Source organism: Paenibacillus aurantiacus, assembly GCF_042431225.1.
Lineage (GTDB): Bacteria > Bacillota > Bacilli > Paenibacillales > Paenibacillaceae > Paenibacillus_Z > Paenibacillus_Z aurantiacus.
In genome coordinates this window covers 1-26,419 of record NZ_JBHMDO010000045.1, presented here as the reverse complement: position 1 = coordinate 26,419, position 26,419 = coordinate 1, and the positions used below count along the sequence as shown (strand labels likewise).

At 57.0% G+C, this 26,419-nt stretch carries 15 protein-coding genes; 13 read left to right on the top strand and 2 right to left on the bottom strand.

Annotation, left to right across the window (positions count from 1 at the left end; all coding sequences use genetic code 11):
- The first annotated feature begins 143 nt into the window (after window positions 1-143).
- From ACFFSY_RS28250 to uvrA, 3 genes are all read left to right on the top strand, one after another.
- Window positions 144-2,153 carry a YhgE/Pip family protein gene (locus tag ACFFSY_RS28250; RefSeq protein ID WP_377500490.1) on the top strand — a complete coding sequence of 670 codons (2,010 nt, stop codon included), beginning with the start codon at window positions 144-146 and terminating at the stop codon, window positions 2,151-2,153.
- Window positions 2,154-2,405: 252 nt separating this feature from the next.
- The gene (uvrB, locus tag ACFFSY_RS28245) at window positions 2,406-4,406 is read left to right on the top strand and encodes an excinuclease ABC subunit UvrB (protein ID WP_377500488.1); all 2,001 of its coding nucleotides are present in this window, start codon (window positions 2,406-2,408) and stop codon (window positions 4,404-4,406) included.
- 186 nt (window positions 4,407-4,592) lie between these two features.
- The gene (gene uvrA / locus ACFFSY_RS28240; protein ID WP_377500486.1) at window positions 4,593-7,478 is read left to right on the top strand and encodes an excinuclease ABC subunit UvrA; all 2,886 of its coding nucleotides are present in this window, start codon (window positions 4,593-4,595) and stop codon (window positions 7,476-7,478) included.
- 127 nt (window positions 7,479-7,605) lie between these two features.
- On the opposite strand, the gene ACFFSY_RS28235 is transcribed toward uvrA, so the two are convergent.
- Window positions 7,606-7,983 (bottom strand): PH domain-containing protein, encoded by a 378-nt coding sequence (locus tag ACFFSY_RS28235; RefSeq protein WP_377500484.1) that lies wholly within the window; start codon window positions 7,981-7,983, stop codon window positions 7,606-7,608.
- Window positions 7,984-8,559: 576 nt separating this feature from the next.
- Here ACFFSY_RS28235 and ACFFSY_RS28230 point away from each other — a divergent pair.
- Window positions 8,560-8,778 (top strand): DUF2759 family protein, encoded by a 219-nt coding sequence (locus ACFFSY_RS28230; protein WP_377500482.1) that lies wholly within the window; start codon window positions 8,560-8,562, stop codon window positions 8,776-8,778.
- 161 nt (window positions 8,779-8,939) lie between these two features.
- On the opposite strand, the gene ACFFSY_RS28225 is transcribed toward ACFFSY_RS28230, so the two are convergent.
- A complete protein-coding gene (locus ACFFSY_RS28225; RefSeq protein WP_377500480.1) occupies window positions 8,940-9,908 on the bottom strand; it encodes a sugar phosphate isomerase/epimerase family protein in 969 nt (322 codons plus the stop codon).
- A 333-nt stretch (window positions 9,909-10,241) separates the two neighbouring features.
- Between ACFFSY_RS28225 and ACFFSY_RS28220 the strand changes: the two genes are divergently transcribed.
- The 9 genes from ACFFSY_RS28220 to ligA all read left to right on the top strand — a co-directional run bounded on the left by ACFFSY_RS28220 (window position 10,242) and on the right by ligA (window position 26,097).
- Window positions 10,242-11,372, top strand: a complete 1,131-nt coding sequence (locus tag ACFFSY_RS28220) for a S1C family serine protease (protein ID WP_377500478.1) — start codon at window positions 10,242-10,244, stop codon at window positions 11,370-11,372.
- A 38-nt stretch (window positions 11,373-11,410) separates the two neighbouring features.
- Window positions 11,411-13,306, top strand: coding sequence for a stalk domain-containing protein (locus ACFFSY_RS28215; RefSeq protein WP_377500476.1), 1,896 nt, complete (start codon window positions 11,411-11,413; stop codon window positions 13,304-13,306).
- A 158-nt stretch (window positions 13,307-13,464) separates the two neighbouring features.
- Window positions 13,465-15,993 carry a U32 family peptidase gene (locus ACFFSY_RS28210; protein WP_377500474.1) on the top strand — a complete coding sequence of 843 codons (2,529 nt, stop codon included), beginning with the start codon at window positions 13,465-13,467 and terminating at the stop codon, window positions 15,991-15,993.
- Window positions 15,994-16,321: 328 nt separating this feature from the next.
- Window positions 16,322-18,031 (top strand): AfsR/SARP family transcriptional regulator, encoded by a 1,710-nt coding sequence (locus ACFFSY_RS28205; RefSeq protein WP_377500472.1) that lies wholly within the window; start codon window positions 16,322-16,324, stop codon window positions 18,029-18,031.
- A 26-nt stretch (window positions 18,032-18,057) separates the two neighbouring features.
- Window positions 18,058-20,145: an ATP-binding SpoIIE family protein phosphatase gene (locus ACFFSY_RS28200; protein ID WP_377500470.1), complete on the top strand. Its 2,088-nt coding sequence runs from the start codon at window positions 18,058-18,060 to the stop codon at window positions 20,143-20,145.
- Window positions 20,146-20,171: 26 nt separating this feature from the next.
- Window positions 20,172-20,525, top strand: a complete 354-nt coding sequence (locus tag ACFFSY_RS28195) for an STAS domain-containing protein (RefSeq protein WP_377500468.1) — start codon at window positions 20,172-20,174, stop codon at window positions 20,523-20,525.
- A gap of 50 nt (window positions 20,526-20,575) precedes the next feature.
- On the top strand, window positions 20,576-21,286 hold the full coding sequence (gene pcrB, locus ACFFSY_RS28190; protein ID WP_377500541.1) for a heptaprenylglyceryl phosphate synthase: 711 nt from the start codon (window positions 20,576-20,578) through the stop codon (window positions 21,284-21,286).
- A gap of 317 nt (window positions 21,287-21,603) precedes the next feature.
- Window positions 21,604-23,949, top strand: coding sequence for a DNA helicase PcrA (pcrA, locus tag ACFFSY_RS28185; RefSeq protein WP_377500466.1), 2,346 nt, complete (start codon window positions 21,604-21,606; stop codon window positions 23,947-23,949).
- Window positions 23,950-24,063: 114 nt separating this feature from the next.
- The gene (gene ligA, locus ACFFSY_RS28180; protein ID WP_377500464.1) at window positions 24,064-26,097 is read left to right on the top strand and encodes an NAD-dependent DNA ligase LigA; all 2,034 of its coding nucleotides are present in this window, start codon (window positions 24,064-24,066) and stop codon (window positions 26,095-26,097) included.
- Window positions 26,098-26,419: the final 322 nt, after the last annotated feature.

The window sequence follows — 26,419 nt, the reverse complement described above, 5'->3', positions numbered from 1 at the left end:
GGAATGAGACGCGCCGCACCTATAAAGTTCGGTGTCGACCGGTTCACCTTTACGAAAGGGTTGCTTTCGTGGCCGATAGTTGTATAATACAATGTTGTATTATACAACTATTTAATGATTGACGGATGGGAGAGAGACGACGAATGAAAGGGCTACAGCTGCTCAAGAAAGAATGGTCGCATATTTTGAGCAAGACGCAAGCCAGGGTCGGAATCGCGATACTGTTAATAATCCCGCTTATTTACGCGGGGATGTTTTTAGGAGGCTATTGGGATCCGTACGGGCATCTCGACCGGCTGCCCGTCGCGGTCGTCAATTTGGACAAAGGGGCGAAGATGAGCGGCAAGCCGCTTCATATTGGCCAAGATTTGACGGAACGATTAAAGTCGAGCGGCGGCCTGGATTTCCGTTTCGTCGATGAATCGGAAGCGGAGCAGGGGCTTAAGAACGGCAGCTATTACATGTCCATTATTATTCCCGAGACGTTCTCGTCGGAGATCACGACGCTCACGAGCGCTTCGCCGAAGCCGGCGAAGTTAATTTACCGGACGAATCCCGGACAGAACTTCGTTGCGGGACAGATTGGCGCGAGCGCCGTGGAGAAACTGAGGGACCAAGTCGGGAGCGAAATTACGAAGACGTACGCTGAAGCGTTGTTCGCGAATATCGGCAAACTTGCGGATGGGTTCGTCGCGGCGGGCGAAGGCGCATCGGAATTAAATGGCGGATTGAGGAAGGCGCGGGACGGGCTGGGCCGGCTGGAGGACGGCATCGGCGAGCTGGCGGCCGGAGCGGTCCGGTTGGATCAAGCAAGCTCTTCGCTAACGGAAGGGGGAACGCAGCTGCGCGAAGCCATGGAACGGATAGCCGAGTCGAGCGGGCGGCTGGCCGCGGGGTTGAACGCGCTGGATCAGGCACAGGAGCGTTTGGCTGATTCCGCCGTCAACACGACGAAGGGAGCGCGGGAGCTTGCGGCGAACCTTGCGGACAACGGGGAGAGCGCGGACCGCTCGGCTGCCGCAGCGGCTGCGCTGGCGGAGAAGTTGGGCCGTTTCGCATTGGCGCATCCGGAGCTTGCGAATGACGACGCGTTCCAAGACATTGCGAAGGTTAGCGATACGCTGGGCACCGAGCTGAACGCTTTGCAAGCCGGGCAGACGCTCGCGTTCGGGACTGCGCAGCGGCTGTACAAGGCTCAGCAGACCCTCGCCGCTGGCTCCGCCGCGTTGGGAGAGAGATTAACGTCCGCCGTGCAGAGCAGCTCGGTCCTTGCGGCAGGCGCAGCGCAAGCAGAAGCGGGGCGGGCACAATGGGAGGCTGGTTTCCGGAAGTACGAAGCGGGCGTCCATACTATCGCATCCGGCGCATCGCGGCTAGGAGAAGGCGTTAAGCCGCTCGCCGGCGGCATCGTGCAGCTCGTAGACGGCAGCGAGGCGCTTGCGGGCAAGCTGGCCTCCGCGAGCGATGAAGCTTCAACTGTTCAAGTGAATGACAAGATGATCGGCATGTTCGCAAGCCCGGTCCAACTGGTCGAGAACAAAGTGACGGACGTGCCGAATTACGGCGCGGCGATGGTGCCTTACTTCCTTACGCTCGGCTTGTTTGTCGGAGGCTTGATCGCTTCGAATATTTTGCCATTCGAACGCAAGTCGAAGTACGGCGTATCGGGATGGAATCATTTCGTCAATAAGTATGGCCTGTTCCTCTCGATCGCGGCGCTTCAGACACTCGTCGTGGACGGCGTGCTGCTATTGGGCTTCGATATCGAGGTGCAGAGCGTCTGGAAGTTCCTGCTGCTCAGCTTGGCCGCTTCCTTCACGTATTTCACCTGCATTCTGATGCTCGTCTCCGTGATCGGACCGCTCGGCCGGCTGGCGGCGGTATTCCTGCTCGTGACGCAGCTAGCTTCTTCCGGCGGCACATTCCCGATGGAATTGTCGGTTGGACCGATGCAGTTGATCGGAAGCTGCTTGCCAATGACGCACGCGGTCAGCGCGTTCCGCGCCGTCGTCGCGACGGGGGATTGGGGGCAGTATTGGAGCAATTTCGGCATTCTTCTGGCTTATATCGCGGCCTTTGTCGGAATCGCCCTAACGGTGCTGTGGAGAAGCAATGCGCGGCCGTCGGCGGCTGTGCAGGAGAGTCGCGGTTAATGGATTGACGGGGAGGAGGGGCGCCGTGCCGCTCCTCCTTTTTATTTGAGCGGGCAATTGCAACCGGGGAACGAAACCGATATAATGAGATGGATGAGAACACATATTCTTATGTTGTCCCGTTATTGTCAATTTCAGCAAGTTGTTTTACGGGACCTGACTATATAGCCGTCTAACCTATCGGTGTTTATGGGTATACCAAATCATAGAGGCATTTTCATAGAAGCGACGGAAGCGGGGGAGAGTGGAATCATGAGCGGAAGCAGCGAGGAGAAGCAGATTTTTCAGTTGAAATCGCCTTACACGCCGCAGGGCGATCAGCCGGGCGCGATACGCGAACTGGTGGAAGGCGTACGGAATGGCGCGAAGCATCAGACGCTGCTCGGCGCGACGGGGACGGGCAAGACGTACACGATCGCCAACACGATCGCGGCCTTGAACCGGCCGACGCTGGTCATCGCCCACAACAAGACGCTGGCGGCGCAATTATGCAGCGAGTTCAAGGAGTTTTTCCCCGATAACGCGGTATCGTATTTCGTCAGTTACTACGATTACTTCCAGCCGGAAGCCTACATCCCGTCCACCGATACGTATATCGAGAAAGATTCCAGCATCAACGACGAGATCGATAAGCTGCGCCACTCCGCGACGAGCTCCTTGTTTGAACGGCGCGATGTTATTATAGTCGCTTCCGTCTCCTGCATTTACGGCCTCGGTTCGCCAATGGAATACAACAACCTGGTCCTGTCGCTACGCGTCGGGATGGAGAAGTCGCGCGATCAGATTCTTCATAAGCTCGTGGACATTCAGTACCAGCGGAACGATATTAACTTCGTACGGGGGACGTTCCGGGTGCGGGGCGACATCGTCGAGATATTCCCTGTTGCGAACAACGAACGGGCGATGCGCGTCGAGCTATTCGGCGACGAGATCGAGCGCATTACGGAGATTGACGTGTTGACCGGGGAGATCGTCGGGGAGCGCGATCATATCGCGATCTTCCCGGCGTCCCACTTCGTTACCCAGGAAGAGACGATGCGCGTGGCGCTGAAGAATATCGAAGCCGAGCTGGAAGCGCGGCTGGCCGAGCTGCGCGAGCAGGGCAAGCTGCTGGAAGCGCAGCGGCTCGAGCAGCGTACGCGGTACGACATCGAGATGATGCAGGAGATGGGCTTCTGCTCCGGCATCGAGAATTACTCCGGGCCGCTTACGTTCCGCGAGCGCGGGGCGACGCCGTACACGCTGCTGGACTACTTCCCGGACGACATGCTGTTCGTCATTGACGAGTCGCATGTGACGCTGCCGCAAATCCGGGCGATGTACAATGGCGACCGGGCACGGAAGGAAGTGCTGGTCGATCATGGATTCCGTTTGCCGTCGGCGATGGATAACCGCCCGCTCCGCTTTGAGGAGTTCGAAGCGAAGATCACGCAGATGATCTACGTCTCGGCGACGCCGGGACCGTACGAGATGGAACACTGTCCAACGATGGTCGAACAGATCATCCGTCCGACGGGACTGCTTGATCCAATCATCGAGGTTCGTCCGACGAAGGGACAGATCGACGACCTGCTCGGCGAGGTGCGGGACCGGATCGCCAAGGATGAGCGGGTGCTGCTAACGACGCTGACGAAGAAGATGGCCGAGGATTTGACCGACTATCTCAAGGAAGTCGGCATTAAGGTTCGATACCTTCACTCCGATATCAAGACGCTAGAGCGGATGGCGATTCTGCGCGATTTGCGGCTGGGCACCTTCCACGTGCTCGTCGGCATCAACCTGCTGCGGGAAGGCCTCGACCTACCGGAAGTATCGCTCGTGGCCATTCTGGATGCCGATAAGGAAGGCTTCCTCCGGTCCGAGCGCTCGCTGATTCAGACGATCGGCCGGGCGGCCCGGAACTCCGAAGGACGCGTTATCATGTACGCCGACAAGATGACCGATTCCATGGATAAGGCGATCACGGAGACCGAACGCCGGCGCGCTTTGCAGATCGCCTACAACGAACGTCACGGCGTAACGCCGCAGACGATCCGCAAGCGGGTGCACGACATTATCGAAGCGACGAAGGTGGCCGAGCAGAAGAACGAATACTTGGCCGGCGTCGGGACGGCGAAGATGTCCAAGAAGGATCGTCAATCGCTTATTCAGCGCCTGGAGGCGGAGATGAAGGATGCGGCGAAGAACCTGCAGTTCGAACGGGCGGCCGAGCTCCGCGACGCGTTATTGGAGCTGCGCGCGGACGCAGGTTAGACAGACATACCATCAGGATGATCAGCGGCGAGCGTCTGGCAACAGGCATCGCCGCTTTGCATAGCGGGAGCAAGGAGCGTCTTATGTTTATCGGATGCCGGGCAAACCGCGTTCAACCAAGGATACGAAGGCTGGGCGGCACGGATGTGCGGCTAAGGGCCGAGCGTACAGGAGGAGAGAAACTAAGTGGCAAGCGAATCGATCGTGATTAAAGGGGCGAGAGCCCACAACCTGAAGAACATTGACGTGACGATTCCACGGGACAAGTTCGTCGTCTTGACGGGCTTGAGCGGCTCGGGCAAGTCATCGCTGGCTTTCGATACGATATACGCCGAGGGGCAGCGCCGCTACGTGGAATCGTTATCGGCGTATGCGCGCCAGTTTCTCGGTCAGATGGAGAAGCCGGACGTCGACTCTATCGACGGCTTATCGCCGGCAATCTCCATCGACCAGAAGACGACGAGCCGCAATCCCCGTTCGACTGTCGGGACCGTCACGGAGATTTATGATTATATGCGCCTGCTGTTTGCCCGGGTTGGCAAGCCGCATTGCCCTGAGCATGGCATCGAGATTACGTCCCAGACCGTCGAGCAGATGGTGGACCGCATCATGGAATATCCGGAGCGAACCAAGCTGCAAATTTTGGCGCCGATCGTCTCGGGCCGCAAAGGCGAGCATGCCAAGCTGCTGGCGGACGTGCAGAAGCAAGGCTTCGTGCGGGTACGCGTGAACGGCGAGCTGCGCGAGCTAAGCGAGAAGATCGAGCTGGAGAAGAACAAGAAGCACAATATCGAAGTCGTCGTCGACCGGATCGTCGTGAAGGACGATATCCAGACGCGGCTGGCCGATTCGATCGAGACCGCGCTCAAGCTGGCTGACGGCAAAGTGCTCATCGACGTCATGGAGAAGGAAGAGCTCATGTTCAGCTCGAATCTGGCTTGCCCGGAATGCGGATTCAGCATCGACGAGCTGGCGCCGCGCATGTTCTCCTTCAACAGTCCGTTCGGGGCTTGCCCAGACTGCGACGGCTTAGGCGCGAAGATGATCGTCGATCCAGACCTGCTCGTGCCCGACACGAGCCGCACGATCGAGGAAGGCGCGTTCGAAGCGTGGGCGGGCAGCACGTCCAACTATTATCCGCAGTTTCTGGAGGCGGTGTGCGTTCATTTCGGCATACCGCGCGATGTGCCGGTCGGCGAACTGACGAGCGAGCAGATGAAGAAACTCATGTACGGGACGGGCGGCGAACGCGTGCGTTTCCGCTACGAGAACGATTTCGGGATGGCGAAGGATGCTTACGTGCCGTTCGAAGGCATCGTCCATAACCTGGAACGTCGATACCGGGAGACGGCATCTGACGGTATCCGCGAGCATATCGAGCAATATATGAGCGCGAAGCCGTGTGGCGGCTGCAAAGGACAGCGTCTTCGGAAGGAAAGTCTGGCCGTCACCGTAGGCAAGCAGAATATCTCGCATGTGACGTCGCTCTCGATTGGCGGCGCGCAGCAATTTTTCGAACAGCTCGATCTGAGCGAGAAAGACCGCACGATCGCGAATTTGATCCTGAAGGAAATCAACAGCCGTCTGGGCTTCTTGACGAACGTAGGCTTGGAGTATTTGACGCTCAGCCGCGCGGCGGGCACGCTCTCGGGCGGAGAAGCGCAGCGAATCCGCTTGGCCACGCAGATCGGCTCGAGCTTGATGGGCGTGCTCTATATTTTGGACGAGCCGAGCATCGGGCTTCATCAGCGGGATAACGACAAGCTGATCAAGACGCTCGAGCATATGCGGAACCTCGGCAACACGCTCATCGTCGTCGAACATGACGAAGACACGATGATGGCTGCGGATTACATTATTGACGTCGGTCCGGGCGCGGGCATTCACGGCGGGCGGATTATCGCGCAGGGGACGCCGGAAGAAGTGATGAGGGATGAGAACTCGTTGACAGGCGCCTACCTGAGCGGCCGCAAGTTCATTCCGGTGCCGCTCAAGCGCCGTGCGCCAGGCGACAAGTGGCTGGAGGTGCGCGGGGCGAAGGAGAACAACCTGCGCGGGGTGAACGTGAAGATTCCGCTTGGCGTATTCGCCGCGGTCACTGGCGTATCAGGTTCAGGTAAGTCAACGCTCGTGAACGAGATTCTGTACAAGACGTTGGCGCGCGATCTGAATAAGGCTCGGGTGCGTCCTGGCGAGCATAAGGAGATTCGCGGACTTGAGCATATCGACAAGGTCATCGATATTGACCAATCGCCAATCGGCCGCACGCCGCGTTCCAACCCGGCCACGTACACGGGCGTATTTGACGATATCCGCGATCTCTACGCCTCTACGAACGAAGCGAAGGTGCGGGGTTATAAGAAAGGCCGTTTCAGCTTCAATATCAAAGGAGGCCGCTGCGAGTCCTGCCGCGGCGACGGCATCATCAAGATCGAGATGCACTTCCTCCCGGACGTGTACGTCCCGTGCGAAGTGTGCAAGGGCAAGCGTTATAACCGCGAGACGCTCGAAGTGAAGTACAAAGGGAAGAGCATCGCGGAAGTGCTGGAGATGACGATCGAGCATGCGACAGAGTTTTTCGTGAACGTGCCGCGCATCCACCGCAAGCTCCAGACGCTGATGGACGTCGGTCTCGGCTATATGGACCTTGGCCAGCCGGCCACCACGCTCTCCGGCGGCGAGGCACAGCGCGTTAAGCTGGCGGCTGAGCTGTACCGCCGAAGCACGGGCAAGACGATGTACATTCTCGACGAGCCGACGACTGGTCTGCACGTGGACGATATCGACCGGCTGCTCGTCGTCCTGCACCGTCTGGTGGAGTCGGGCGAATCCGTCCTTGTCATCGAGCACAATTTGGACGTGATCAAGACGGCCGACTACTTGATCGATCTCGGTCCTGAAGGCGGCAGCGGAGGCGGCACGATCGTCGCGGTCGGCGCGCCGGAGCAAGTCGTCAAGGTGGAAGGCTCGTATACGGGCCGTTACCTGAAGCCGATCTTGGAGCGCGACCGGAAGCGGACTGAAGAGGCACACCGCGCAGCTGAGACGGTAGCAGCCGCGCAGGCGGATTAGGCCTAACGGACTTTCCCACAATGCGGACGCCTCCCGGCGCACCGGCACCTGGTCTCGTTCACGAGCCGACAACACGCCCCATGCTGCGTCAGGTGCAGATGGGGCGTGTTTGTAGTGTTACGGCGAGCTAGCCTAATATGTACTGACTGAGCTTCGCATAAATTTCATTGATGTTCACCTGCTTGTTGAACTTCTTCACGATTGGCATCGATTGACCGCTGAGCCATATTTTCAATTCGGCATCCAGATCGAACGTACCCGCGCTTTCACGGGAGAATCGGATTATGCTTTTGTACGGAATCGAGAGCAGTTCGGTCTTATTGCCCGTCACCCCTTGCTTGTCGATCAGGATCAACCGCTTGTTCGTGAAAACGATGCCGTCCCGGAACACTTTGTACGCTTTCTCCACCTGCTCGCCGGGCGTCAAGACGGGGCGAAGCTCCTGTTGGATTTCGCCTACCGGTATTTCGGAAGCATTCCCCATAATGCTGTCGAATAGGCCCATAAACATCGCTCCTTATGACGGGTTAGGTATCTCTCAAGTCTACGCGGCATGTAACGAGGTAATGCTCATGCGACCTGGTATTGCCCACTCTTTCTGGTCAAAGTCGTATCTCATGACACTGAATTGCCGACATGAAGTAGAAATCCCATGCTGTCCTTTTCATGGCATGTTCCAAAATCGTGCGGTTGTGAGCGAATTCAACGAATCCCACGATGGCTTTTGTTATAAACATTGCCGCTGATGGACATTTTATAGTTGCGGGGGAAGATTTGCGTCGTCTCGCTGCCGACCGCCTCGGGCAAACGGCCACTATTGCGGCTGGAAGTCTCTTGACGTGTCGGTGATGAAATGTTCTCGCAGCCGATTTGCTACCTGCTGCCGCAGATACAGAGCCGATGGCCCCTTGCTCTTATTATAAGATTTTGTTATATATAGAGGGTCGCGCCTGACAAACGAACCGTCAAGCGGGAAATCGTGACAAACTTGTTACGAATGTAAATATGGACTTGCCAGAACAACCGGTAAAAGCTAACATTAAATACTATAGGCTACGTGCGAAAATAAGGAGGTCCCCCTATGTTTTATCTCGCAGAGGAAGCTGCTGCGGAAGCGGCAACATCGACAAGCTTGTTCGATCCGTATGACATCGTGATGCTTCTCTTTACGATCGTAATCTTGATCGGGCTCTTCCGTCTGGTGACGCAGCGCAACAAGAACCTTTTTGCAATCGGCTTCACCGTTCTTGCCGCTGCCGTGTTCCTGTTCTCGGACATCGTCATGATCAAAGGCTGGTAATAGTCTGAACCAAGACTGCAAGCTTGACCCGATATAGCCGCCGGTACCCGGATTTCTTCGGATGCCGGCGGTTTTTCTATACCAACGACAAACCCCATTGCGCAGCGGGATTTCGTACCGCTGCGCAATGGGGCTATTTGGTCGATGCTAGAGAGCCGGAATTATACCCACCACATCTCGCCGAGTGGCTCGCGAATAAGCACCTGCTGCAGGTTCTGAACGGCTTTGGAGAACCCTTCGTCGACCGACATGAGGCCGTCTTCGTGCTCGATGCTGACGACGTAGTCGTAGCCGACCAGGCGCAGAGCGCTGATGATGTCCGCCCAGGTCTTCATGTCGTGGCCGAAGCCGACTGTACGGAACTGCCAAGCGCGATCCAGCATAAGCGCGTAAGACTGCATATCCGTTACGCCGTGTTTATTCACGTTGATCGGGTCGATCGACGTGTCTTTAGCGTGGAAGTGATGGATGGCGCCGGCGCGACCGAGGATATGGATCGCTTGGACCGGATCGATACCTTGCCACCACATGTGACTTGGATCGAGGTTGGCGCCGATGGCTTCGCCTGCCGCTTCGCGCAGACGGAGCAGTGTGCTCGGGCTGTGAACGGAGAAGCCGCCGTGCAGCTCAAGGCCGATTTTCACGTTGTTCTCGGTCGCCAGCTTCGCGATTTCGGTCCAGTACGGGATGACTTTCTCTTCCCATTGCCATTTCAGAATATCCTGGAAGTCGTTCGGCCAAGGCGCAACTGGCCAGTTCGGATATTTGGCGTCCTCGTGATCGCCTGGACATCCGGAGAATGTGTTGACGACCGGAACGCCAAGTTTACCGGCCAGCACGATCGTTTTGCGGATCAGCGCGTCATGCTCGCTGGAGATTGCTTTTTGCGGGTGGAGCGGGTTCGCATGGCAGCTGAGCGCGCTGATCGTCAGACCGCGGGAGGTTACCGCTTCTTTGAATGCGTTCAGCTTGCTCTCGTCGGCCAGCAGAACGTCCGGATCGCAGTGCGCGTTACCCGGATAGCCGCCTGTTCCAATTTCAACGGCTTCGAGGCCTTTCGAGGCGATATAGTCGAGCGCTTCTTCGAATGGTTTCTGTGCGAACAGCACAGCGAAAACACCAAGTTTCATGGATCCATAAACCTCCCAAAATGAGATGTGCAAGAATGGTTTCATTATAGCATGACCCGGCGGGCGGCATAGCGATCAACGGTCAGAATGGCAAAATCGCACAATAAGAGAGCAAAAAGCTAAAAGCGCTGTCATGATGGAGACTATTAAGCTATCGCATGATCGGGCTAATGCTAAAGGGGGTGGGAGGGGGGCAAAATTGTATCTATATGATTTCTTTTATATTACTAATAGGTACTACATGGTATAATTGGGATCAACAATTGTTGGGTGTGGTTCCAAAGAACTGGTGCAATAGTAACTAATTCGTTAGTAGAGTGGAGAGCATTGGGAATGAGTTTAATTGAGTTGTTGGCCGCAAGGACAAAATGGACTCGCGTATTAGCGCTGACGGCCGTAGGAACGGCGCTTATAACGGGATCGGCCATGGAGGGAAATGCTTTTGCTCCTACCGGTACCTTTGAGGCGAAAATGATCGGTGGAGAAGTATATGTTAAGGCCAGTTCTGTGACTAAAGTACTTGGTGGGACAGGTGCTTATAATGCCAAAACTGGCACGTATTCCTACACGGCGGCTAATCCGATTCCGACTGTAATCGGCAAGGTATCGCCATCGGTAGTCGGCATTATTGGCAAACCGATCGGTTATGACGACCGATACGCGCTATCGCACGGAACAGGTGTCATTTGGAAGTCGGACGGCTGGATTATAACGAACGCGCACGTCGTGAATGATATGGCCAATTTACTGGTCGTTACCTCCGACGGCAAGGAGTATGAGGGCAAACGTGTGTACTATGACGAGAAGAGCGATCTGGCCATGGTAAAAATCGCCGCAAAAAACCTAAAGCCAGCCACTTTTGCCGCCACGCCGCTTAAGGTGGAAGTAGGCGAAAGCGTCATCGCGATCGGCACTCCGGTATCATTTACACTGCGCAACACCGCTACAACGGGAATTCTTAGCGGCATGAACCGTTCGACTGGTTCTGACTATAAGCTGCTTCAGACGGATGCGGCGATTAATCCAGGGAACAGCGGAGGGCCGCTGGTGAACCTCAAAGGAGAAGTCATCGGCATCAACTCCATGAAATTCGTCAGTGACGACGTGGAGAGTCTGGGCTTCTCAATTCCGATGGATACCGCTCGTTATGTCATTCAGCATTTCTTTAAATATGGAAAAGTGAACCGAGCATCGCTCGGAGTCGAACTGGAAGAAAGTTGGTCGGCAATTGTCGGTCTGCCATCTTCCGATCCGCTTACGATTAAGAACGTCAAATCCGATTCGGCCACCAAAGCCGGGCTGAAGTCCGGTGATGCGTTGTTCGCGATCGCGGGACAACAGGTCACTTCGCAAGTGGACGTGACCGAAACGTTGAAAGCTTTTATCCCTGGCCAGCAGGTAGAGGTGCTTGTGCAATCGGGTGGTTCGATCGTCACGCGCAAACTGACGCTTAGCGCAGGTTGATAGAATATTTTATAGACAGATTGGGAGAGGTTGTTTGCATGTTGAAACGTTGGGTAGTGCTCTTTACTGTAGCCTGCATGGTTTTGGGGATCATGCCGGCAGCGGTGGGAGCGGCATCGGCCAAAGTGGTCGTGCAATTAACGGTTGGCAGCGGCGTCGTATCGATTAACGGGGCGACGTCCTCCATCCAGAAGCCGTATCAAGCGAACGGCACAACGCTCGTTCCGCTGAGCGTGATTACGAAGGCATTCGGCGCAGGGCTTAAGCTCGAGAAAAACAAAGTTATTACGTTGACGTATAACAAGACGAAAGTCATGCTGACCATCGGAAGCAAAACCGTTCTGGTGAACGGCAAGGCGTCCGCCATCGCGGTAGCCCCCACCGTCGTCAATAACGTGACGATGGTACCGTTGCGTGTCATCACACAGGCTTTCGGCGCGGCGATTAGCACGTCGGGCAAAAATATCATTATCGTCGGCACACCGGCTGGATCCAGCGCAGGCGAGGACAAGGGCGCCGCGGGGATTAATGTAGATGCGGGCAAAACCTTGGTCGGCGACAGTTACTTTAACTGGTCAATGAACTATCCTTCGGATTTGACCATGAGCGGCCAGACGGATACCGGCGACGGCATCATGTGGTCGAACGTGTCAGAGAACGCGACGGTGCTCGTGAAAGTAATGGATGCGGATGAGACGTACACCAAGGATGAAATTCGCGATTATATGATGAGTCTGCTGCCCGAGGATTCCGTGCTGCTCGAGAGAAAATCAGTTACCGTTAACGGGGTTCTTTTCGAGAAAATCGTATCCAAAACGCGCGATGGGTGGTTCTATGAATTTCGCACGACGCAGCAGAGCGGTCGTGTCTATCTCATCGGGGCCGGAATGAAGGCGACGAGCCGCGAAGCCTTGAATAAGTACAATTCCATTTTGGACAGCTTCAAGCTTTCGTTCGATGCTTCGAACAAAGCGTTGAAAGATATTACGAAAGTGAAAGACGGTTACGTCTACGTAGCCGACTTGGACTATGGTCTTGGCATGCAGATTCCGGCGGATTGGCATCGGGATCGGGAGGCGTCCTACCCGTTCTTCGGCAACGAGGAGTATGCATTCGAATTTGTCGTGAGCTCATCAGTAGCCGGAGAGACGCTCGAGCAATGGGTGGCGAAAGACCGGGCTAAGTTCGAAGCAAAATACGCTTCGGATTACTTGCGCAATATTTCGGAGAGCACGATCAAGATCGGCAACGGCGAAGCGCGCGTGTTGAATATGGAGTACACCTTTGATAAGAAACAATGGACAACCTCGCATGACGTATATTACATGGAAGGTAACCATAAATATCTCGCGACGTTCTATTATCCAAGCGAGAAGGGCGCGGAGGGCGAAGCGATCTTTAAGCAAATCGCTTCGACTATTACGATATTAACTAAGTATGTGGACGCCAACTTCAGTGAAATCGAAGATTCGAGCGACAATACGGCGACCGTGACGAAGACGAGCAAGAAATACGACTATTCGATCACCTTGCCCGAAACGTGGGAGGGGATCGAAAGAGACTTCGAATCGAATTATGTTGAATACGGCATGGATTACGGGTGGTTCTCGATTAAGGTCCTTGACCGGAATTGGAGCGCTTCTGATTTCCGGCAGGCTATCGCCAGCTACGTCAGTCAAGACGACGAGATGAAGCGGAGCGAGGCCAAAGTCAGATCGGTCACGAATGTGACTATCAATGGCCTGACGGGCTTCAAGATTATTGTCGAAGTACCGAATCCGGGCGAGGATATGAGACCATTCGTCGAAACATATTATGTCGTCGAGAAGAACGGGACTACCTATGTACTCCAATCGACGATTCACATGGCAAATGATACGGCGGCCAACCACGATCCAGTCGAGAAAGTCGTACAAACATTCACGATCAACTAAACGAATGTACCGCCCCTATTCGGATTGAACCGGCTAGCGGGCGGTTTTCTTTTTTCTGTTTCCAGTCAATCGCATGGAAACGGCTGTCGGTGGAATCAACCGCGGTACTCTGGTACACTTAGAAGAATAGCAACGAACAAAGGGTGGCGGATTACAAGATGAGTACAATTACGCGCGCAGACGTTGAACTGCTCGCGCCTGCAGGCGATTGGGACTGCATGCGCGCGGCGGTGGCGAATGGCGCAGATGCAATATTTTTCGGCGTGGAGAAATTTAACGCGCGGGCAAGAGCGAACAACTTTCAGATGAGTGAGCTTCCGGAGATTATGGCTTTCCTCCATAGCTACGGGGTCAAAGGTTTTCTGACCTTTAATATTCTCGTGTTCGAGGACGAGCTTCGCGAGGCGAAGGCGCTAATCGAAGCATGCATAGACGCCGGGGTTGACGCGGTGATCGTGCAGGATTTAGGACTGGTGAAGCTCATTCGCGAGATGTCGCCGGATTTCCCGATCCATGGTTCAACCCAGATGACGATTACGTCGCCGGAGGCCGTCGAATTCACCAAGCCGTTTAATATGGAGCGCGTCGTTTTAGGCCGGGAGAACAACCTGAAGCAGATTAAGACGATTGGCGATCAGGCGAAACTCCCGATGGAGGTATTCGTGCACGGCGCATTATGCGTCTCGTATTCGGGCCAATGTTTGACGTCCGAAATGTGGGGTGGACGCTCGGCCAACCGCGGCGAGTGCGCGCAGGCATGCCGGCTGCCGTATGATCTCATGGTCGACGGGGAGCAGAAGCCGATGGGCGATGTCGCTTACCTGCTGTCGCCGAAGGATTTGGCCGCGATCGACATTATGCCGGAGCTGATCGAAGCGGGCGTCACCTCCTTCAAAATCGAGGGCAGGCTGAAGAGTCCGGAATACGTGGCGAACGTCGTGAGCAAATATCGTGCTGCGATCGACCGGTATTTCGACGGCGATCGTTCGGCTCCTTCCAAGCAGGAGATCGAGGAACTGCAGCAAAGCTTCTCGCGCGGGTTTACCCACGGCTTCCTGAAAGGGACGAACAATAAGATGCTCGTCGAAGGTACGTTCCCGAAGAGCCGCGGCGTATATCTTGGACGCGTGGAGCGCGTGCTGCGCGACGCCGTCGTGTGCCGCATCGAAACCCCGCTTAAGCGCGGAGACGGCATCGTGTTCGACGCCGGCGACCCGACCAAGAAGGAAGAGGGCGGCCGGATTTATGATTTGCGCCGTCAAGGCGTGAAGATCGAAGGGGAAGCGCAAGATGGCACGATGCTCGAGATCGTGCCGGGCCGCAACGACGTCGACCTGCGCAAGGTGCACGTCGGCGACCGGATTTGGAAGACGAACGACCCGGCGCTGGACAAGCGGCTGCGCGCCACCTTCGAGACCGAGAAGCCGTACCGCGTGTTCCCGCTTCGGGTGAAGGTGCTGGGTACGCTCGGCCAACCGCTGAAGACGTGGTGGACCGACGTAGAGAAAGGCACGACCGTGGAGATCGTCTCCGAGCTGGAGCTGGAAGCCGCCCAGAAGCGGCCGATGGACGTCGCGCTGCTAGAGGAGCAGTTCGGCCGTCTGGGCGGAACGCTCTACCAGCTGGACAAGCTGGACGCCGAGCTGCAGGGCGATCTCATCGTGCCGGTGCGCGAGCTGAACCGGATGCGGCGTGAAGCGGTAGAGCAACTGGCGGGCGAGCGGCCAAAGCCGCCGGTCTACGTGAAGCGCCAGGTGGAGGTGTACGCCGACGCCGAGGCGCGCCAGCGCCAAGCCGCGATTCCGGTGCCGACGCCGCAAGCGGCGGCCTCCCGCCTGACGGCGCTTTGCCGGACGCTGCCGCAGGTGGAAGCGGCTGTTCGTTCGGGCGTCGGCATGGTCTACGCGGACTTCGAGTTTATTAAGCAATTCCCGGCTGCGCTTGAGATCGCGCGCCAGGCCGGCAAGCCGATCGCGCTGGCCACGCCGCGCATTCATATGCCCGGCGAGAACGGCTACCACGCCAATATTTTGAAGCTGGCACCGGATGCGGTGCTGGTGCGCAACACGGGCGCGCTCTATTATTACATGCGCGCTCGTGCGGAGCGCGGCGGAGAAGGGTTCCCGCGTTTGATCGGCGACTTCTCGCTGAATATCGCCAATCATAAAGCGGCGGATCTGTTTATCGAAGCCGGATGCGACTTCGTGACGCCGTCTTACGATTTGAACGTGCAGCAAATGTTCGATTTGCTCGAGCGCTCGGACACGTCCAAGATGGAAGTGGTCATCCATCAGCATTTGCCGATGTTCCATACCGAGCATTGCGTGTATTGCACGTTCATGAGCGAGGGCACGGATTTCACGAACTGTGGACGGCCGTGCGAAGAGCAGCGCGCTTCGCTTCGCGATCGGATCGGCATGTCGCATCCGGTGCGCGTCGACGAAGGCTGCCGCAATACCGTGTACAACGCCATCGAGCAATCCGGTGCCGAATATTTGCGCCAATTCGCCGATCTGGGCGTCGGCTCCTTCCGCATCGAATTTTTGGAGGAGACCGCCGACAAAGTAGACGAGGTCATCGGGCTTTACGCTGATGCGCTTAGCGGCCGGATCAACGGCACGCAAGTATGGCGAAGCTTGAAGGCGATCAATCAGCTCGGCGTGACGCGCGGACAGCTGGTGAAGTAACGTATAAGTAGAGCGGGGAGAACGCCCCCGCTCTTTTTTTCATGCCGGTCAAACTTTTAACGTGTCTGAGCGTTCCTGCACGCTCCAAAATGTACGCGCGCCCCCGTAAGACCGCTCATGCCGATTTCCCCTTGCGAAGCCGTCCAATCGCGTTTTTGTTGACAAGACTTTGGAGATACAGGCAGGTATTTTGACGTATGGAGGCGAAATAGAGGAGAGATTACAATGACAATCGAACGTGGGGAACTTACGAATGGAACATAGTGGAAGATTGTCCCAAAACGCAGATGCATGGACAGATAGTGTATTGTCGCTGGAGAGAGCGATATTGGATGGAAGGCGCGTAACGGCGGACATGTTGGCCGTCATCCCGGCGTCTATACGGAATAGTTCGCCGCTGCTCCTTCAGGCGGAATGCGAGGAAGGGCTGCTGCAAGGGCGTCTGAGCGATGCCAAACGTCTGATCGAGAGTGCGCTGCGGGCGTTCGCAGCCCAAGCGAACGAAGAAGCGATGCTAACGCTGATGGGGATGCTGGGCCTTTTGTATCAGCAAGTCGGGGATCGCTCGGATTCGCGGCCGGTTATCGATTTCTTACGGATGGAATGGGAGCATTCCGGACAGGCATGCAGCGGATTCGTACCGTGGTCGCTTGCGCGAGCATTGGCTGGGGGCGGATTGAACGAACAGAGCGGCCTGGCGTCGCCCGAAGGATTGTTTCAGGCGGCGGCGAATCGGTTCCGGGAAGAGGGCAAGCCGTTGTGGGCGGCGATCGTAATGCTAGAGCGTCTGCTGTATGATCCGCAGAGCGACTTACTCGCTAATCCGGAATGGAGACTACTGCTGCAATGGCTCGGTCGCAGCTTGGACGAGACCTCGCTTGGTCTTGCGCTCAAGGAGACGCTGAATGCGGGCGGCAAGCCGAGAGACGAGACGATCGAACTGCTGCCGGCACGATATGTGTATTTGGTCAATGCGATCTGTTTCGGCCGCGCGAACCGCAGGCCGCCGCGCTCGCTCGACGACGACATCGAAGTGCAATTTTTCGCGGCGGCCGCAGAGCTGCGCAGAGAATTGCAGCGGGGAGACACTGCGCGTGCAGGTGAACTTTTCCAAGCCTTGGACGGTTATGCCGCGCTCGTGTCGTCGCCGGAGATCAAACGCCGTTTGACCGAATTGGACGTGCTGCGCCAACAGATGGCGAAGGAAGAAGCGGCCGAACCGGCGGCAGCGGCATCGGTCCAACCGGTTGCCGAAGAGAAGCCGAGCCCGGTCGAACCGGAAGCGCTCGCCGTGCAGGATCGCCGCTGGCGGGTACAGCTGGTGGACGGATTGCGCTTCAGCGCCTCGGACGGTCAGGTGGCCGAGCCCGTGTGGAAGCGCCGCAAAGCAGGAGAACTGCTCGTGTATCTCCTTCTTCAGCCAGCTTACAAAGCGAATCGCGAGCAAGTGCTTGAACGCGTTTTCGGCGAAGGCGAAGCGGCCAAGCAATCGAACCAGCTTTATGTGACGCTGCACGATTTGCGTCATACGCTGCGCGAAATGGGGATGTCCGATCCGGTCTACGTCAAGCGTGGCGTTATTGGGCTGGACGAGCAGATTATCGAACAAGTGGACGCGGAGACGTACATGACCTTGTCCAGAGTCGGGGATCAGCTGTGGAATGACGACCGGGAAGCGGCTTGCCGCCTATATGAGGAAGCGCTGCCGTTGTATGGCCAGTTGGCGACGGAGCTCCCGAACGTAGAGTGGCTCGAGCGCACGCGGGAACAAATGCTGGATCGGCAGACCAACATGTTGAAACGGCTGGCGATCTATTATACCGATATGCGGGACGAAGTGAAGGCCGAACAAGCGCTCAGCGAATGGATCGCGCTGCGTCCGAAGCAGGAAGAGGCTTATGAGGCGATGATACGCCATTGTCTGGCCAAAGGACATCGGGCGGAGGCGATCGGCTGGTATAAGCGGCTAGAACGGATGTATGAAGAGGAATTCGGTTCCGAACCGTTGGAAGAAACCAGACGCTTAATATGGAACTAGTGCGACGGTCCTGGGGGGAGACGGAGATGCCGCCTGCGTCTGCCCTTGCGTGGAGACGGTTGTTCATGAAGCTGTTCGCCGCCCAGGCGGTGTCGGTACTGGCGGGTCTGGTCATGTTCACAGTCAAAAATCACATCGTGTCGCATCAGCTCGTTCCGCACGTTGAAGGCAGAGGGATTCCTTATCCGATCGCTATCGTCCTGTTGATCATCGCTGTGCTTGGCGTTCATTTGGCATGGCGCCTATATTCGGTCAGGCAGTTGCTTACCCAACAATCCCAGGTGCGGTTGGCGGTCCGGAAGCTGCTTCTTTATCCGTACCAGCTCCTTGCCTCTATGCTGTTTGCAGGACTAAGCAGCATGGCGGTATCCGTAGCGCTCGGAGGGTCAGGGAACCTGGTCCAGGCCTATGCGGACGCGTTGGCCGGGGGCATCGGCATGTCGCTTACCATGGCGGTTCTGCTGTTCGTCGCGGTGCGCGGCGTGCTGCGGGGGACGGTGCTGCGGCTGCAGCGGGATCATGGAGGTGGTCTAAGCCTCTCCATAATCTGGCCGTTTTTGGCTACATATTTAGGCGCGTTTCTGGCCGCGATGTTGAATGTGCTGCAGCTGATGCTCATCCAGCACGAGCAGCCTGCGTCCTTGGCGCCGCAGGCCATCATCGGGGCGGCATCGATTGACGTAGCGCTGGGCTTAGCTCTTGCCATCTTCGTGACGACGCGCTTCCGCAACGAGTTTCGCGGGCTGGTCCGCAGTCTGCGGGAACTGGTCATGGATGGGCACCCGGGGGCTGTCGGATCGCAGCGGAAGGAGCCGGAGGACGAGGCTGGCGATCTGGCGCTTGTCTTCCGTGAGCTCCAAGCGCGCGCGCGGCAACGGTTCGAGCAGTTTGAGCGGGAGCTCAGACTCGCCAACAAAGTGCAGCAGAAGCTGCTTCCACCCGGCGATATGACGATCGGGTCGTACCGGATCGCGGCGCGAAGCCGGCCTTACCATGAAGTGGGCGGCGACTTCTTCGACGTGCTCAGCTTGGGCCCGAACCGGTTCGCGATCATGATTGGCGACGTGTCCGGCAAAGGCGTCCCGGCCGCGCTGTTAATGTCGGCGCTGCTGCTGCTCTTTCGCGCGGAGATCCGGCGCAACGGCAATCCGGCCGAGGTCATGATGCGGATCAATGAGGAGCTATGCGAGGCGATTGGCGAGGAAGGCGCGGTCACGATGGGAATCGGCGTCGTCGATTCGGTTCACGATACGCTTCAGTATGTGAGCGCCGGCCATTTGTCCCCCTATATCGTGAGCGAGTGCGGCAGCGTAAAAGCGCTAGACTGCAGCTCGCTTCCAATCGGAATAGACCCCGAGACGCGCTACGAATCCATCGTCTTGAAGCTGCAGCCGGGCGATCAGCTCGTGCTGTATACCGACGGATTGATCGAGTCCATGGATGAAACGGGACGGATGTACAGCTTCGATGGCTTAGAGAGCGAACTGGCACAGTGGCGGATGGGCGACGAACTGCCGGAGCGGGTGGACGACTGGCTCGGCCGAATGGATGCCAAGTACGCCAAAGACAACGATGACCGCACGATCGTCGTGCTGGAGCTTGTGCACGCCTATTGGCTGCAGGCGGCCGAGCGCGAGGCAGCGGCAGCGCTGGACGGGGCCTTATTGGACGAATTGGCGCCGAGCCGGTTCTATGCCCACGACTGGATGCTCGGCAGCGCGCATGGCACGGAGCGGATGGTAGCGGAGCAGGTCGGCATGCTCGTATCGACGTTCTGGCCGGAGACCGTGCTTGGCGAGGACGTGCAGAGCGCAGTGTCCGAAGGCATCATGAACGCGATGGAACACGGCAATCGTCTCCGGCCTGGGTCGGTGGTCACCGTGCAGGCGCAGGTTGGCAGCCGGATTACGGTGATTCGGATTTACGATAGCGGAGGAGGCTTCTTCCCGCACGTCGCGCGCAACGAGGAAGAGATGGCCCGCAAGCGGGAGTCCGAGGATCCGCGCGGCTGGGGGCTTGTCCTTATTGATGCCTTATCGGACTATTGGGCGACGGGCCGGGACGAACGGGGATTCTACCTCGAAATTTATTTTATGCGTAAAACGCGCGCTTAGCGCGCACAACAAAGGAGGCGACGGTAGTGCAACAGCCATTGGTCATCGAGAAGCGTCAGTTTACCGGCGGCTGCGTCTTGCAGCTTAGGGGCGAGCTGACCCGTGCATCCGAGCATGAAATATTGGACGGATTCGCAACCGAATTCGCCGGGAAAGTACGGTTTTTGGTCCTGGATTTGACGGGAATTTCCTACATCAACAGCGGCGGCATGGCCGTGTTGATCCGGTTTGCCCGGACGGCCAAGAAGGCTGGCATGCATACATTCGCGTGGGGGATCACGCCACATTACGAGAAGCTGTTCCGGATGGTGGGCCTGACCGAGTGGATCATGCTGTACCCGAATGAATTTTCCGTGATGCAGCGCATCGAATCGTTGTAAGACGGCCATCTTAGCGTGCGCGTCAACTAGAAAGGAATGCAATGACCATCATGCAAAGCGAAATTTACGCCGAATGGCGGCACGTCTTCAAACTGGACCCGGAGCGGGAAATTTCGGACGAGGCGCTGGACGCGGTCTGTATGTCCGGTACGGACGCCATCCTCGTCGGGGGGTCTAGCGGCGTAGACTACGACAATACCGTTGAGCTTCTTTCGCGCATTCGCCGTTACGAGGTGCCGTGCGCACTCGAGGTGTCCAACATAGAGGCGGCCGTGCCAGGTTTTGATTGGTATTTTATCCCGCTCGTCCTGAACACCCGCCGGGGCGAATGGATCGCCGGCCATCAGATCGAGGCGCTGCGCAAATTCGGTCCGTTCGTCCCTTGGGAGATGACTTCCGCCGAAGGCTATATCGTCTTGAACCCGGATGCGGAGGCGGCCAGAATAACCGGGGCCGACGCGATACAGGATGCGGAAGGCATCGCCGCGCACATTTATATGGCAGATCGGCTCATGCGGCTTCCGGTCGTTTACATCGAATACAGCGGTGCTTATGGGGATATGTCGCTCGTTGACAAAGCCGGCAAGGTATTAACGTCGGCGCGGTTGTTTTACGGCGGCGGAGTCGACGGTCCCGAGAGAGCCAGCGAGGCTGCGGCGTACGCCCATACAGTCGTGGTCGGCAATGCCGTATATGAGAAGCTGGACGCCGCGCTCGCGACGGTGGAGGCTGTCCGTCGAACGCCCTGCAAGCTGCAGTGACCAATTCCGAAATCCATGTACATACAGCTCCCGAATGTTTCGACAAGCCAATAGAGGCCGAGCAGGGGGCTGTTTTCTTTTTAGTCCAGTAAGGTGGGTCTGATGGTGCTGCACCATAGACCTGGTCAAGCCCGGGCAGATGCCACGGCACGCCTATGGGCCGAGGTTGCTCCCGTGCACGGCTTGGCGTTCCGCCGAGCTTAGCTGCAGCGCTGCCAAATGTCTGCAAAACCGAGAATCAAATTGACACCGCAGGCGCGGTTGTCTAGACTGTGAATAGGCGAACAAATGCGAACAAAGGAGCTTTTATTCCACATATGTTAAACGAATTCAGTATCGAACAGGCGGTGCAGAAACTGAATCCGCCGCAGCGGGAGGCCGTGCAGGCCACCGATGGTCCGTTGTTAATCATGGCCGGCGCGGGCAGCGGCAAGACGCGTGTGCTGACGCACCGGATTGCGTACTTGATCGAGAAGCGGCGCGTGGCGCCGTGGAGCATTCTGGCGATCACGTTTACCAATAAAGCGGCAAGAGAGATGCAGCAGCGGGTATCCACCCTAATCGGCCCGTCCGGCCATGATATCTGGGTATCGACGTTCCACTCCATGTGCGTGCGCATTTTGCGCAGAGATATCGGACGGATCGGGTTTTCGCAGAGCTTCTCGATCTTGGATTCGGCCGACCAGCTGTCGGTCATCCGCAACATCATGAAAGAGATGAACCTCGACACGAAGAAGTTCGAGCCGAAGGCGGTTCAGGCGAAGATCAGCGCGGCGAAGAACGAGCTGCAGACGCCCGAACGGCTGGAGAACAAGATCGGCGATTACTTCGACGGCATCGTGGCGAAAGTATACGCGTCCTATCAGAAGCGGCTCAAGTTCAACAACTCGCTCGATTTTGACGATCTCATCATGAAGACGATTGAATTATTCACGGAAGTACCTGAAGTTCTAGCTTTCTACCAGAATAAATTCCGTTTCATCCACGTAGACGAGTATCAGGATACGAACCGTGCGCAATATATGCTTTGCAAAATGCTGGCCGATCAGCATCACAACATTTGCGTCGTAGGCGACAGCGACCAGTCGATCTACCGCTGGCGCGGGGCGGACATTTCGAATATCTTGAATTTCGAAGAGGACTACCCGGAAGCGCGGACGATTATGCTCGAGCAGAACTACCGGTCCACGTCGAATATCCTGAACGCGGCCAATGCGGTCATCAACCTGAACACGGGGCGCAAGGCGAAGAAGCTGTGGACCGACCGGGGCGAAGGAGAGCCGATCACCGTCTATCAGGCGGAGTCCGAGCACGAAGAGGGTTATTTCGTTACGGGCGAGATTCAGAAGAATATCAAGCAGGGCAAGCAATACGCCGACCATGCGATTTTGTACCGGACGAACGCCCAGTCCCGCGTCATCGAGGAAACGCTCATCAAATCCGATATTCCGTACCAGATCGTCGGCGGCATCAAGTTCTACGACCGCAAAGAGATCAAGGATTTGCTCGCTTACCTGCGGTTAATTTCCAATCCCGACGACGATATTAGCTTTGAACGGGTCGTCAACGTGCCAAAGCGGGGCATCGGCGATACGACGGTCGCCAAGCTGGCCGATATCGCCGGCTCGCGCGGCATTTCGATATTCGCGCTGCTGGAAGAGCTCGATTGGATCGACGTGACCGGCCGGGCGCGCACGGCGCTTCGCGAATTCCGTGACATGATCTCGAATCTGACGCAAATGGTGGAGTATCTCTCCGTCACCGAGCTGACCGAGAAAATTCTCGAAATGAGCCAATATCGGATGGAGCTCCAGCGGGAGAATACGCTCGAGTCGACGGCGCGGCTTGAGAACATCGACGAGTTTCTGTCCGTGACGCAGGATTTCGAGAAGCGCAACGACGACAAGTCGCTCGTCTCGTTCCTGACGGATCTGGCCTTGATCGCGGATATCGACACGGTCGATAAAGACGAACCGGAAGGCGGCGTGAAGGACGCGGTCATCCTGATGACAATGCACAGCGCCAAAGGTCTAGAGTTCCCGGTCGTGTTCATCATCGGCATGGAGGAAGGCGTATTCCCGCACAGCCGCGCCTTTATGGACAATGAAGAGCTCGAGGAAGAAAGACGGCTGGCCTATGTCGGCATTACCCGGGCCGAGAAGCAGCTGTTTATGACCTGTGCGCGCGTGCGGACGTTGTTCGGACGGACGAACGCGAACAAACCGTCCCGGTTCCTCGACGAGGTGCCGGACGAACTGAAGAAGGATGCGTCCATGTTCGGGCGCGCGAGCAGCCGTCCCGCATCCGGCGGTTTCGGCGCAGGAAGGAGCAGCGCATCCGGCGGATCCGGGTTTGGTTTCCGCGGCGCGGGCAGTTCTGCTTCTCGTCCAAGCGCGGGTGCCGCGAGCGCAAGCGCCCCGAGCGGCGGCGGCGTTCGCGTGACGAGTCCGGCGGACGCCGCCCGAGCGGCTTCGGGCGGGGCGGCATCGGGTTCCAAGGACTTTAAAGTCGGAGACCGCGTGTCCCACGGCAAGTTCGGCGTCGGGACGGTCGTCTCGGCGAAGGGCTCCGGCAACGAGACGGAGCTGAATATCGCATTCCCGGCTCCGGTAGGCATCAAGAAGCTGCTCGCGAGCTTCGCGCCAATTACGAAGGTGGAGTAACACCGGTATTGCATCATAAGAGAGACGCTGGCAATGCAAGAGGACGCGGGCGTCTCTCTCTTTACATAGGCGATGAGGGAAGGCTAAGGATACGAAGAGAGGCGGATCAGTGCAATGGAGCAAGGACTAGGCGCAGATATGGCGCAGCAGGCCCGCATGCGCGAGCTGGCGGCATTGATTGAACAGTACAATTACCACTACTACACCCTCGACGCTCCAACGGTGAGCGACAAGGAATACGACGCGTTATACGACGAATTGATCGGACTCGAGAAACTGACAGGTGTCGTCCTGCCAGATTCCCCGACGCTGCGGGTCGGTGGCGACATCTTGAAAGGATTCGAGCCGCATCGTCACCGGGCACGGCTGTGGAGCTTGGACAAAGCGCAGGACAACGAAGATCTGCTTGCTTGGAACGCCCGCGTTCGGAAATCGATTGCCGACTACAATGCCAAAAACCCGGAAGCAACTCCGCTTCCGGAGCCGACGTATGTCGTCGAGCTCAAGTTCGACGGCCTGACGCTTAATTTGACGTACGACGACGGACGGCTGGTCCAAGCGGCGACGAGAGGCAACGGCGTTGTAGGAGAGGGCATCCTGGCGCAAGTGAAGACGATTAAGTCGATTCCGCTGACCATTCCGTTTTCCGAGGGCATTATCGAAGTGCAGGGCGAGGGGATCATGAATTTGTCGGTTCTGGAAGCGTACAACCGCACTGCCGCCGAGCCGCTCAAGAACGCCCGCAACGCCGCGGCTGGAGCGCTGCGTAACCAGAATCCGCGCATCACGGCCGAGCGCAAGCTGAACGCTTTCTTTTATAACATCGGTTATGCCGACGGCGTTCAATTCGATACTCACCAGGAGATGCTTCAGTTCTTGCGGGACAACCGATTCAAGGTCAACCCGTACGTCACCTACTGGAGCACGATCGAAGAGGTCGAAGCGGAGCTGGCGCGGATTACCGCAATGCGCGGTGAGCTTGATTTCCTCATTGATGGTGCTGTCGTGAAGCTGACTGACATGCGGACGCGCGAAGCGCTCGGGTATACCGACAAATTCCCACGCTGGGCGGTGGCGTTCAAATTTGAAGCGGAAGAGACGACCACTGTGCTGGAGTCCGTCTCATGGGAAGTGGGCCGTACGGGCAAAATCACCCCGGTCGCGCGCGTCGAACCGGTCGAACTCGCCGGCGTGACGGTGTCCAACTGCACGCTCAACAATATCGGCGACATCGAGCGCAAGAACTTGAAGCACGCGCTAGGCACGCGCGTATTCATTCGGCGTTCGAATGACGTCATTCCGGAGATTCTCGGGAAAGCCGACGACGAGGAAGGGGCGGAGATCGTCGCGCCTGAAGTATGCCCGGCTTGCGGTACGCCACTGGAGCAGCGCGGCGCCCATATGTTCTGTAATAATAAGCTGGGCTGTCGGCCGCAGACAGTCGGCCGCATTACGCATTTTGCTTCCCGGGACGCCATGGACATCGAATCGTTCAGCATCATGACCGCGGAGCAGTTGTTCGACCATTCCAATGTGCACGATCCGGCCGATCTGTACGAATTGGATTACGACAGATTGATCGGCCTCGAGCGTTTCGGAGACAAGAAAGCGCGCAAATTGTTGGAGGCGATCGAGAAGTCGAAGGATCGCGATCTCGCGGCATTTTTGTTCGCGCTGGGCATTCCGAATACGGGGAAGGCAACGACCAAAATGCTGGCCGACCATTTCGGCGCGCTCGCGCCGCTGAGGGAATCGGCGCGCGAAGATCTTGTAGGCTTGCCGGATGTAGGCGGAATTGTGGCCGAGAGCATCTATACTTACTTCCGCGATCCGGTCGTCGTTCAGAGTATCGACCGCATGCTGGCGCTTGGCGTGAAGGCGGAAGCGGAACAAGCTGCACCAGCGCGCACGGACAGCCAGTTCAGCGGCAAGTCCGTCGTATTGACTGGTACACTTACCTCGATGAGCAGAGACGAGGCGGCCAAGAAGCTAGAAGCGCTAGGCGCCAAAATCAGCGGCAGCGTATCAAAGAAAACCGATATTGTAGTCGCGGGCGAGAGTGCAGGCAGCAAGTTGACCAAAGCGCGCGACCTTGGCATACGCGTGATTGACGATGAAGAGGAGTTCGTAAGGTTGCTCAACGAATAAGGGACATTGGTGTAATCAGACAGGCCGCGCTATTAAGCAGCGGCTTGTCATATTTTACAAGTTGCATTCGATGAACCAGGATGGTATATTACTTCTTGTCGCTTCTGAAGCACGACGCAAAACAACAAACTTCATTAGAAAAATGAAAATAGTTGTTGACAGCGAAGTGCGAAGCTGATAAGATATGCAAAGTCACGACAAAACGTGACGGCAAGTTCTTTGAAAACTGAACATATGAATCGATAAATCGACAACGTTTTTAAATGAGTCACAAACTTTCATGGAGAGTTTGATCCTGGCTCAGGACGAACGCTGGCGGCGT

Bases quoted from the DNA above. Each gene is read 5' to 3' on its own strand.
- ACFFSY_RS28250 (WP_377500490.1), top strand. From the start codon at position 144: ATGAAAGGGCTACAGCTGCTCAAGAAAGAATGGTCGCATATTTTGAGC.
- uvrB (WP_377500488.1), top strand. From the start codon at position 2,406: ATGAGCGGAAGCAGCGAGGAGAAGCAGATTTTTCAGTTGAAATCGCCT.
- ACFFSY_RS28235 (WP_377500484.1), bottom strand. From the start codon at position 7,983: ATGGGCCTATTCGACAGCATTATGGGGAATGCTTCCGAAATACCGGTA.
- ACFFSY_RS28230 (WP_377500482.1), top strand. From the start codon at position 8,560: ATGTTTTATCTCGCAGAGGAAGCTGCTGCGGAAGCGGCAACATCGACA.
- ACFFSY_RS28225 (WP_377500480.1), bottom strand. From the start codon at position 9,908: ATGAAACTTGGTGTTTTCGCTGTGCTGTTCGCACAGAAACCATTCGAA.
- ACFFSY_RS28220 (WP_377500478.1), top strand. From the start codon at position 10,242: ATGAGTTTAATTGAGTTGTTGGCCGCAAGGACAAAATGGACTCGCGTA.
- ACFFSY_RS28215 (WP_377500476.1), top strand. From the start codon at position 11,411: ATGTTGAAACGTTGGGTAGTGCTCTTTACTGTAGCCTGCATGGTTTTG.
- ACFFSY_RS28210 (WP_377500474.1), top strand. From the start codon at position 13,465: ATGAGTACAATTACGCGCGCAGACGTTGAACTGCTCGCGCCTGCAGGC.
- ACFFSY_RS28200 (WP_377500470.1), top strand. From the start codon at position 18,058: ATGCCGCCTGCGTCTGCCCTTGCGTGGAGACGGTTGTTCATGAAGCTG.
- pcrB (WP_377500541.1), top strand. From the start codon at position 20,576: ATGCAAAGCGAAATTTACGCCGAATGGCGGCACGTCTTCAAACTGGAC.
- pcrA (WP_377500466.1), top strand. From the start codon at position 21,604: ATGTTAAACGAATTCAGTATCGAACAGGCGGTGCAGAAACTGAATCCG.
- ligA (WP_377500464.1), top strand. From the start codon at position 24,064: ATGGAGCAAGGACTAGGCGCAGATATGGCGCAGCAGGCCCGCATGCGC.